Annotated in this window: 13 protein-coding genes; all 13 read left to right on the forward strand. The window is 63.4% G+C overall.

The features are described from left to right. The 13 genes from ACV22W_RS10670 to ACV22W_RS10730 all read left to right on the forward strand — a co-directional run bounded on the left by ACV22W_RS10670 (position 1) and on the right by ACV22W_RS10730 (position 9,227). Entirely contained in the window at positions 1 to 333 is a 333-nt protein-coding gene (locus ACV22W_RS10670; protein ID WP_448019300.1) for a hypothetical protein, read from the forward strand. After that, positions 330 to 818: a hypothetical protein gene (locus tag ACV22W_RS10675; RefSeq protein ID WP_448019075.1), complete on the forward strand. Its 489-nt coding sequence runs from the start codon at positions 330 to 332 to the stop codon at positions 816 to 818. The genes ACV22W_RS10670 and ACV22W_RS10675 overlap by 4 nt, the downstream gene beginning before the upstream one ends. Then, complete coding sequence (locus ACV22W_RS10680; protein ID WP_406805991.1) at positions 815 to 1,054, forward strand: hypothetical protein; 240 nt, start codon at positions 815 to 817, stop codon at positions 1,052 to 1,054. The genes ACV22W_RS10675 and ACV22W_RS10680 overlap by 4 nt, the downstream gene beginning before the upstream one ends. Then, positions 1,054 to 1,314, forward strand: a complete 261-nt coding sequence (locus ACV22W_RS10685; protein ID WP_060163188.1) for a hypothetical protein — start codon at positions 1,054 to 1,056, stop codon at positions 1,312 to 1,314. Before ACV22W_RS10680 ends, ACV22W_RS10685 begins: the two co-directional genes overlap by 1 nt. After that, positions 1,311 to 1,739, forward strand: coding sequence for a hypothetical protein (locus ACV22W_RS10690; RefSeq protein ID WP_301739192.1), 429 nt, complete (start codon positions 1,311 to 1,313; stop codon positions 1,737 to 1,739). Before ACV22W_RS10685 ends, ACV22W_RS10690 begins: the two co-directional genes overlap by 4 nt. After that, a complete protein-coding gene (locus ACV22W_RS10695) occupies positions 1,736 to 2,119 on the forward strand; it encodes a phage protein NinX family protein (protein WP_301739193.1) in 384 nt (127 codons plus the stop codon). The genes ACV22W_RS10690 and ACV22W_RS10695 overlap by 4 nt, the downstream gene beginning before the upstream one ends. A gap of 137 nt (positions 2,120 to 2,256) precedes the next feature. Beyond that, complete coding sequence (locus ACV22W_RS10700; protein WP_301739194.1) at positions 2,257 to 2,877, forward strand: hypothetical protein; 621 nt, start codon at positions 2,257 to 2,259, stop codon at positions 2,875 to 2,877. Between the two features lie 114 nt (positions 2,878 to 2,991). Beyond that, positions 2,992 to 3,669, forward strand: a complete 678-nt coding sequence (locus tag ACV22W_RS10705) for a hypothetical protein (RefSeq protein WP_448019076.1) — start codon at positions 2,992 to 2,994, stop codon at positions 3,667 to 3,669. Between the two features lie 52 nt (positions 3,670 to 3,721). Next, the gene (locus ACV22W_RS10710; protein ID WP_406805996.1) at positions 3,722 to 5,803 is read left to right on the forward strand and encodes a phage terminase large subunit family protein; all 2,082 of its coding nucleotides are present in this window, start codon (positions 3,722 to 3,724) and stop codon (positions 5,801 to 5,803) included. Positions 5,804 to 5,813: 10 nt separating this feature from the next. Next, positions 5,814 to 6,062 carry a gpW family head-tail joining protein gene (gene gpW, locus ACV22W_RS10715; protein ID WP_017918055.1) on the forward strand — a complete coding sequence of 83 codons (249 nt, stop codon included), beginning with the start codon at positions 5,814 to 5,816 and terminating at the stop codon, positions 6,060 to 6,062. Positions 6,063 to 6,073: 11 nt separating this feature from the next. Next, on the forward strand, positions 6,074 to 7,696 hold the full coding sequence (locus ACV22W_RS10720) for a phage portal protein (protein ID WP_301739197.1): 1,623 nt from the start codon (positions 6,074 to 6,076) through the stop codon (positions 7,694 to 7,696). A gap of 35 nt (positions 7,697 to 7,731) precedes the next feature. Then, on the forward strand, positions 7,732 to 8,586 hold the full coding sequence (locus ACV22W_RS10725; protein ID WP_448019077.1) for a S49 family peptidase: 855 nt from the start codon (positions 7,732 to 7,734) through the stop codon (positions 8,584 to 8,586). A gap of 20 nt (positions 8,587 to 8,606) precedes the next feature. Next, positions 8,607 to 9,227, forward strand: coding sequence for a hypothetical protein (locus ACV22W_RS10730; RefSeq protein ID WP_059486286.1), 621 nt, complete (start codon positions 8,607 to 8,609; stop codon positions 9,225 to 9,227). Positions 9,228 to 9,244 lie beyond the last annotated feature (17 nt).

Genomic DNA, 9,244 nt, shown 5'->3' on the forward strand with positions numbered 1-9,244 from the left:
TTGTGGGTTGAGATTCCAGACGGCGTATATGCCGCTCCGAGACGCCGCGGTGCTGGCGGAACGGTCTTCGTCGAGCAAACACGTGAGATCGATGCGACGGTATTTCGAATCGCCCGCATCGCGACCGTCAAGCGCCAGCTGATCACGGCGGTTGAGGTCGATGCGTTCATTCCGGAAATGCATCGTGGGCGCATTCCGAAGGGTGATCCCCGGTGGGTGTCGCCAGGGGTATTCCGCACGAGGGCATACGTCTATCGAAACCAGAAGTCGCGCGAGCTCGGGCAATTCATCGAGAGCGGCGAACTCGTGCGCAATTTGGAGGATCAGGGATGACGCCGGCGAAATATCAAGCCGCCCTGAGCGGGCTATCTGCGATCGCGAAGAAGGTCCTCGAGATGGTCCCGATTCAGGAGGCTTGGTCGCGCTCCGAAATTGCCAGCCATCTCTTGCGGGTAACGAAGAGCTCGCCGGACGCCGCGGTAATCGACGGGTGTCTCGGCAGGCTGAAGGATTCAGGACTGATTCGCGAGCCGAGCCGCGGCCGCTATCAACGTGTCGAGGTCAGAGAGAGGGAGGTATTGAAAGTGCCGGTCCAGAAACCCGAAGAGGCGGTCAACGCGTCCGTCGAGCAATCGATTCTCCCGATCGAGATCCTGTCAAAGCTGGCCGAGCGCGCGCGGGCTGTCGCAACGGAGCTCGTGATGCTCGCGTCGGACATCGAGACGGCCGCGCTCACGATCGAGCAGGGCAACGCTGAAAACGCGGCCAGCCTCGAAAAGCTGCGGCAATTCCAATCCATCCTGAAGAGCCTGGCATGAGCGAAATCGCATGCATCGAACTGTCATCGGTGCCCGTGCCGCTGCGGGCGATCGCGGCGGCGCGGGTCGACGATGCGTCCGGCGATCGCTTTGTCTCGTTCGCCGGCTGCCCGATCGTTGGGCGGGAAGTCGACAACGGGGAAATCGAATTTTCGTTTCCCCGTGGCGTTGACCTCCGCGAATCGCTTATCGACTGGATGCTGTACTGGGGCATCCCTTTCCGGGTGATGCCGTGATGGCGGCGGCACAACATCCCAAGGGCGGTCCGGTGGCGCGACTCGCTGGCCTCTGGGCCAACGAGCCGGCTTTCCTCGAATGGATGCAGTCGATCGGGCAGCCGGCCAACACGCCGGCCGACGCGGCCGAATTCATCCGGGCGCGCTGCTGTGTCGAGAGTCGTGCGTTTCTGGATCACGACCGCGCCGCGAAATCCCGATTCGATCAGTACATCCGTGGGCCGTATTCCAAGCACCGAGCCGCAGCGGGTCTGCGGTGAAAATCAAATTCGACGACAGGATGACCATGACGCCCGATCAGAGCCAACAAATCGAAGAACTCTTGCTGACCTGGTATCGGTGGCAGATACGGCAATCGGACGCTGAGCGCCGTGCGCACTGGTACCGCGCAGACGATCGGACATGCCGCGAGTACGAAACGCCAATGAACGAGGTCGAGATCGACGAACGTGCCGAAGGCTGGGTCGATGACCAGATCGCCGAGCAGGTTCAGCTTTGCGTTGACCTGTTACCGGTTGTGCAGCGCGCGGCGATTTCCGTCAGCATGCGTAATAAGGAATGCGGCTACAGCGTCTGGAGCAACGGGCGAGCCGGTGATCAGCACGCGAGCTACCAGGCGGGGAAGGCAGCATTGCTTCCAATGTTCATCGCGAAGGATCTGATCAAGGTCGGGGAGGTGGCGTGAAAGTCGCCGAACTTTCCGACATGGCGCTCGACTACTGGGTTTGTCGCGCGCTGCTTGCTCAGTTTGAGGGGCAGCAACTGACGCTCGAAGTGATGGAGCAAATAAAACACCTGATCGGTGCGCTGCCGTTTCGCCCGTCGACAGATTGGGCGCAGGGCGGCGCTATCATCGGGCGCGAGAACATTGGATTTGCGCAGATGGCTTTCCGCGGGTCGCCCGGCGGCTGGACCGCCTACGTCAATGCGCGAGGTACCGTGATAGGTCTTGATGGCGACTTCAATGCGGACGGACCGACACAACTGATCGCCGCCATGCGTGCCTATGTCACTTCGAAGTTCGGTGACGAGGTGGGCGACGTGTCGCTGCCTGAAACCGACTGATCCCGACTGGATCCGACGAAATTATTCTTGCAGCGCGTAAATTTTCTGCGTATATTTCAGTCCCGGGAAGATGCGTCTTCCAAAAGCCCGCAAGCCGAAAGGTTCGCGGGCTTTTTCATTTCCGAATCCGGTCCGCGATGCTCACACTCTCCGTGAAGGCTGATGTCCGCGCGCTCGCGAAGAGGCTCGACGCACTCGCGCGCAAGCAACTGCCGTTCGCGACAGCTCAGGCGATCAACGCGACGGCCGAGCAGGTGCGTGCCGCAGAGATCGAGACATGGAAGAAGGTGCTCGACAAGCCGACGCCCTTCACGCTGAATGCCATCGCGATCAAGCGGGCCACGAAGTCGAACCCGGTCGCGCTCGTATATGTGAAGCCGATCGCGGTGAAATACCTGCTGCCCTACGAGGTAGGCGGTAAGAACAAGCTGAACAGCCGGGCGCTGATCAAGCCGGTCGCGCAGAAGGTCAACCAGTATGGGAACCTGCCGCGCTCGTCGTTGGCTCGACTCAAGGGAAAGCCGAACGTCTTCATCGGCAAGGTGCAGACGAAAGGCGGCGTTGTCGATGGCGTGTGGCATCGCACGAAGAAGACGCGCGGCAAAGCTGCCGGCCTGAAGCTGCTGATGAAGTTCGAGGACGCGCACGACGTGCGCCAGCACCTCGATTACCGCGGCGTCGGCAAGCGAGTCGTCGCCGCGGTGTTCCGGCGGGAACTGGACGCAGCGATGACGAAGGCGCTCGCGTCGGCGCGGTGAGGCCAACGGGTCCCCTCCGGAGGGGGGAGGGTCACGGGCAATTGCGCGCCGCGTGTTTCGACTAGCGACAAGGCCTGAAATTTGGTTTCAGGTTTCATTTCTAGGTTTCATCCCATGCTCGTCTCGAAAGCCGAATTCGCCCGGATGCACGGCGTTTCACACACGGCCGTCGCGAAGTGGCAAAAGGCTGGATGGCTTGTCCTGCAAGGCTCCAAGGTCGATGTCGAGGCATCGAACGAGAAGCTGAAGCAATATCGGGATTCGACCGACGGGCGCGCTGCGCGCTCGCGCGGCAAGGTTTCATCCGAGATGAAACCTGAAACCAGCGATGAAACTGAAACCTCAGGTGCGGAGGCGCCCGGCAAAAAGCCGCAGGCGGATCGCCAAGGTGAGCGCATTGTCGTCGACGAAGTGATCACGCTGCTGCCCGGCGAGTCGTCCGAGGACGCGGCCGAGCGGCTAACGGCGGGGTTGACCGTCGACCTGAACATGCCGATCGAGGAAGCGAAGCGCATCAAGGAGGTTTACCTCGCGCTGCTCAATCGGCTCGAATACGAACAGAAGTCGCAGATGGTCATCGACCTCGACCTTGCGAAATCGGTCATGTTCGATGTCTTCCGTGCCGCGCGCGACGCGTGGCTTAACTGGCCGGTGAAATATGCGCCGCTCATTGCGGCTGACCTGGGCATCGAATCGGATCGGCTACCCGACGTGCTGACCGCCTATGTCCACAAGCAACTCTCTGAACTCGGAGAACCCGACGACTCGGAGCTCGTCAAGCGGAAAGGCTGATGTACTGCGGCTGAACGGTCGCAAGGGCTTCACGCCACCGCCGCGGATCAGCGTGCCCGATTGGGCCGACAAATTCCGCAAGCTGGCGAAGGAGGCCGGCAGCACATCGGGCGACTGGTCGACGGCGACGGTGGAGGTGGCGCGCGGGCCGATGCTGGCTGTGACTGAGCCGGGCGTGCACATCATCACAGCGATGGTCAGCACGCAGATGCTGAAGACCGCGCTGCTCGAAAACACCTTCGGCTATTTCGCGCACCTCGATCCGAGTCCGATGCTGCTGTTGCAGCCGAAGGAAGACGCGGCCGAGCAGTTCAGCAAGGAACGCATCGCGCCGCTGATTCGCGTGACCCCGGTGCTGCGCGAGCTGGTCGGCACGTCGAAGATGCGCAACGCCGATGAGACGTTGCTGTTCAAATCGTTCCCGGGCGGCTTTCTCGCGCTCGCTGGCGCCGGCAGCCCGGACAACCTCGCGCGCCGGCCGGTGCGCGTGATCCTCGCCGACGAGGTCGACAAGTATCCGATCACCCGCGAAGGTGATCCGATCAGCCTGGCGGAAGAGCGGACGGCGACGTTCGGAAACTGGCTGTCGATCCGCGCCTGTTCGCCGACGGTGCAGGATGAGAGCCGCATCGAGGACAGCTACAAGGAATCGGACATGCGGCGCGCGAGCGTCGAATGCCCGCACTGCGGCCACCGTCAGTTTCTCGACTTCTTTCGCCACGTTGAGTGGGAAAAGAAGAAGGACGCACAGGGCAACGTCGTCTCGCACAACACGAAGACCGCCCGGATCTACTGCGAGTGCTGCGGTGCCGGCTGGTCCGAAGGCGAGCGCTTGCGCGCGCTACAGACGGCGCGCTGGCACCAGACGAAGCCTTTTGAATGCTGTGGCGAGCGTCATTTACCGCTCGAATCGTACGAGCAGGCGTGGCGCGACGGCGGCCAGACCGGTGATCCGGACGCGGCTGTTACGGCGGTTTGGGATTGGTGGAGTTCGGACCGGCACGCCGTTTACCGTGCGAAATGCCCGAAATGCGGAACCTGGGGCATCGACAACGAGCACGCGGGTTTCCAGGCGTCGAAGCTGTACAGCCCGTGGCCGAAGGACCGGCCGCACCTGGTCGCCAAGAAATGGGTCGACGCGCAGCAGGACGAGACGAAGAAACAGACCTGGTGGAACACGCAGGCCGGCCTGCCGTACCGCGCGCATTCGGGGAAGAACCTCGACCTCGAAGCGCTTGCGAAGCGCGGGGAGGTCTGGCCCGCACAGGTGCCTGCCGGCATCGCGCTGCTCACTGCCGGCGTCGACACGCAGCCCGATCGGCTCGAGGTGGAAGTGGTCGGGTGGGGACGCGACGAGGAAAGCTGGTCGATCGACTATCGCGTATTCGAAGGCGATCCGAACGAGCCCGAAGTGTGGGCCACGCTCGACGCCTACCTCATGTCGAGGTTTCGTCGCGCTGATGGTCGCGAGTTCGTGATCGACGCTGTGTGTGTCGATACCGGCGGCTCCAACACGCAGAAGGCCTACGAGTTCACGAAGGCCCGGCTCGGTCGGAACATTTTCGGCATCAAGGGCGAGTCGGCGAAGAACGGCGCACGCTCGCCGGTTTGGCCGACCAAGAAGCCGACGCGGCGCACGAAATCGAACTATCGCCCGGTGATCGTCGGCGTCAACACCGCGAAGGACGTGATCTACCGGCGCCTTGAGCGCGAAACGCCGGGTCCGGGATATATGCACTTCCCGGCCGACCGCGACCTGAACTATTACGCGCAGCTCACCGCCGAGCGGCGTGTGCAGAAGACGATCGCAAACCGCCGGTTCACGGTGTGGGAACTGCCGAACGGGAAGCATAACGAGGCGCTCGACTGCCGCGTATATGCATATGCGGCTCTATGCGCGCTGTTCCATAAGGGGCTGCAGCTCAACCGCCTGGCGGACGAAGTCGGGGCAGCGTTTACGGCGAAGCCATACATCGAACCGAAGCCCGCGGCCGTCGCGGAAGGCGGCGAGCAGGACGAGGCGATCGAGCAGCCGGCGGCGCCACCAGTCGTAGCGGTGGCGCGCGGGCCGATGGTGAAGAAGGTAGGCGCGTCGAGCGGCAGCGGCAAATCGCGCGCGAGCCGCCTCGCATAACGGAGTGGTGATGGGTGCATACGATGGACGTAGCAGGGCCGACCTGCAGGCGCAGCTGACCGCGCTGCTGAAGGCCTACGATCAGTTGGCCGCGGGCCAATCGGTCGCGAGCGCGAGCTACTCGCAGAGCGACGGCTCGCGCTCGGTCACCTTCCGTCAAACGGATCTCGGTCTTCTCGACGGGCTGATCTCGAAACTTCAAGAGCAGCTCGGCATCGTGCGCCGAGCGCGCAGGCAAATTCGATTCGTGTATCGCTAATGGACAATCCCGTGCAAATTCTCGGCGTGGACGGCAAGCCGTTGCCCCCGCGTCAGGGGCGTGCGTCGATGCTGTCCGGAGCGAGCCAGACCCCCTACGACGCTGCGAACCTGTACGGTGCGCACGTCGAGGACTGGAATCCGTACCTGTGGTCTCCCGATGGGGAGATCAACATGTACCACGACCGGATCACTGCCCGCGCGCGTGATCTGGTCCGAAACGATGGATGGGCGACGGCCGCAGTGATGCGGACGCTCGACAACGTCATCGGCCCGGATTTCCGGCCGATTTCGAAGCCGGACCACGTTGCGCTGCGTGCGCTGACCGGAAACAAGGCATTCGATCACGTTTGGGCCGATGAATTCGGTCAGCAGGTTGAGGCGAACTATCGTGCGTGGGCGCACGATCCCGGCTTCTATTGCGACGTCGAACGGATGCTGCCGCTGCCCGGGCTGTTTCAAGTCGCATTCCGGCACAAGATTGTCGACGGTGACGGACTGGGCCAGCTTCACTACCTGCCGCAGCGAGTTGATGTCGGCCGTGCGCGCTATGCGACCGCATTACAGGTGCTCGATCCCGATCGCCTGTCGAATCCGCAGCTGCAGTTCGACCAACAGGCGTTGCGCGGCGGCGTCGAGGTCGACGAGTTCGGCGCACCGACCTGGTATCACATTCGTGAGGCGCACCAGGGCGACTGGTTCAGCGCAGCGAAGTCGGTGCGCTGGAAGCGCATTCCCCGCGAGACGGACTGGGGCCGCCAGATCATCATCCATTCGTACGAGCATGATCGAGCATCGCAGCACCGTGGCATTGGCTTTCTGACGCCCGTGCTGCAGCGCTTCAAGATGCTCATCAAGTACGACGAGACAGAGCTCGACGCGGCGATCATCAACGCGTTTTTCGCGGCATACATCCAGAGCCCGTTCGATGGAGATCTGGTCGAGGAAGCGCTCCAGAGCCCTGACCGCCTCAACAAGTATCAGGAGGAACGCGCTGCGTTTCACGCGGAGCGCAAAACCCGGCTCGGCAACGTCGGGATGACGCATCTATTCCCGGGCGAGACGATCGGCTCGGTGATGGCGAATCGGCCGAGCGCGAACTACGCGGCGTTCAACAGCGCGTTCCTGCGCAGTTTCTCGGCATCGACCGGGCTGGCCGCGCAGCAGATCAGCCAGAACTGGGCCGAGGTCAATTACAGCGCATACCGATCAGCGATGCTGGAGGCATGGAAGACGTTTCACCGGCGCCGTCTCGGCTTCGCCGCGACGTATACGCAGCCGATCTACACGGGCTGGCTCGAGGAATCGATGGAGGTCGACGATTACCCGATGCCGCTCGGCGACGTGCCCGACTTCATCGAAGCGCGCGCCGCATATTCGCGGGCGAAATGGCTCGGTCCGGGGCGTGGTCTGGTCGACATCGTCAAGGAGCGGCAAGGCGCGTCGATGGGCGTCGCGGGCGGCTTTTCGTCGCTCGAGGACGAGTGCGCCGAGACGGGCGGCACCGATTGGCGCGAAGTCGCGCAGCGGCGAGCCGTCGAAGAGTCCTATTACCGCAATCTCGGCCTGCGGCCGCCGGCCACCCTCGTCGGCGACAGCGTCAAGGAAGCGAGCGCAATTCCGGAGGAAGTCTGATGAAATTCGCGCACATGGCGCAGCGGCTGTTCAACGTGCCGCTCGCGATCCGCCGCGAAAAGGCCGAGGTGATCATGGCCGCGCTGATGGATCGGCTTGGCGTATCGCAGATCGCGCGCCTCGAAGGCGGCCGGCTGAAGCCGATGGCCTACGACGACTGGGACGACGATTACGACAGCTTCTCCCGAGAGGGGCGCGTACCGGATCCCGGCTACGACATGATCGCCGATACCGGCGTGGCGCTGATCGCGGTACAGGGCACGCTCGTGCAGAAGCTCGGCACATTGCGTCCGTGGTCCGGGATGACGGGTTACGACGGTCTGCGCGAGGCGATCTTGCGCGCGCACTCCGACCCGAAGGTCAAGGCGATCGTGCTTGACGTGGATTCGCCCGGCGGCGAGGTGGCCGGATGTTTTGACCTTGTCGACATGATCTATGCGCAGCGCGGCAACAAGCCGATGTGGTCGATCCTAACCGAGTCGGCGTATTCGGCCGGTTATGCGATTGCCAGTGCGGCTGACCGCGTGATCGTGCCGCGGACCGGCGGCGTCGGGTCGGTTGGCGTGATCGTGATGCACGTCGACTGGTCGAAGGCGCTGACGAATGCCGGGATGGCTGTGACGTTCATCACCTACGGCGAGCGCAAGGCGGATTTCCACCCGGAGATCCCGCTCTCGAAAGAGGCCTACCAGGCAGCGCAGACCGACATCAATACGATGGGCGAGCTGTTCGTCGCGACGGTCGCGCGTAATCGCGGCCTGTCGGCGGACGTCGTCCGCGAGACGGAGGCCGCCTGCTACATGGGCGATGCCGGCGTGAGCATCGGATTGGCCGATGCCGTGATGGCGCCCGATGAGGCGCTTCTCGCCCTGCTCGCAGAGCTTGGCTGACAACCATTGAAAGGAAAGACATGAAATCGAAAATCTTGGCTCCGTTCGCCAGCTTTCTGAGCAATGCTCCGCGTGCGGCCGGCGCTCGAATCGAAGACGGCGGCGGTGAAGACGACGAGCGCAAGCAGCGCGAGGGCGAGTCCGACGAGGACTACGCGAAGCGCATGGAAGAGCTCGACGAGAAGGAACGCGCCGAGGAAGAGGAGCGCAACAAGCAGGAAGACGCTCGCCGCGCCGAGGAAGAACGCAAGAAGGAAGAGGACGCGAAGCGCGCCGCGGCAGAAGGCGACGACGACTCCGAGGACGACGACGGTGACGGCGACGACGCAACGGCAAGTGCAGCGCGTCAGCGCGAGCGCGTGCGCTGTGCCCGCATCATGGCGCACGGCATCAAGCTCGGTCGGGCGCGCCAAGCTGGCGTCTTCGCATTCGACACGAAGATGTCCTCGCGCGCAGCGATCGCGGCGCTCAACGCCGGCGTCGAAGATGCGCCTGCGCAGCCGCGGCGCGCATCCAGCCTGTCGAGCCGCATGGCGTCGACCGTCATTCCGGCGGCGGGTGCGGGCGGCGCGACGCCGAAAGCCCCGAACCTGGCCGAGCAGATCGTCCAGGCGGGAAAGATCCGTCGCGGCGAAGCTTGATCGGCCGTTCAATCTGA

The sequence above is a fragment of the Burkholderia sp. AW49-1 genome (assembly GCF_053427845.1).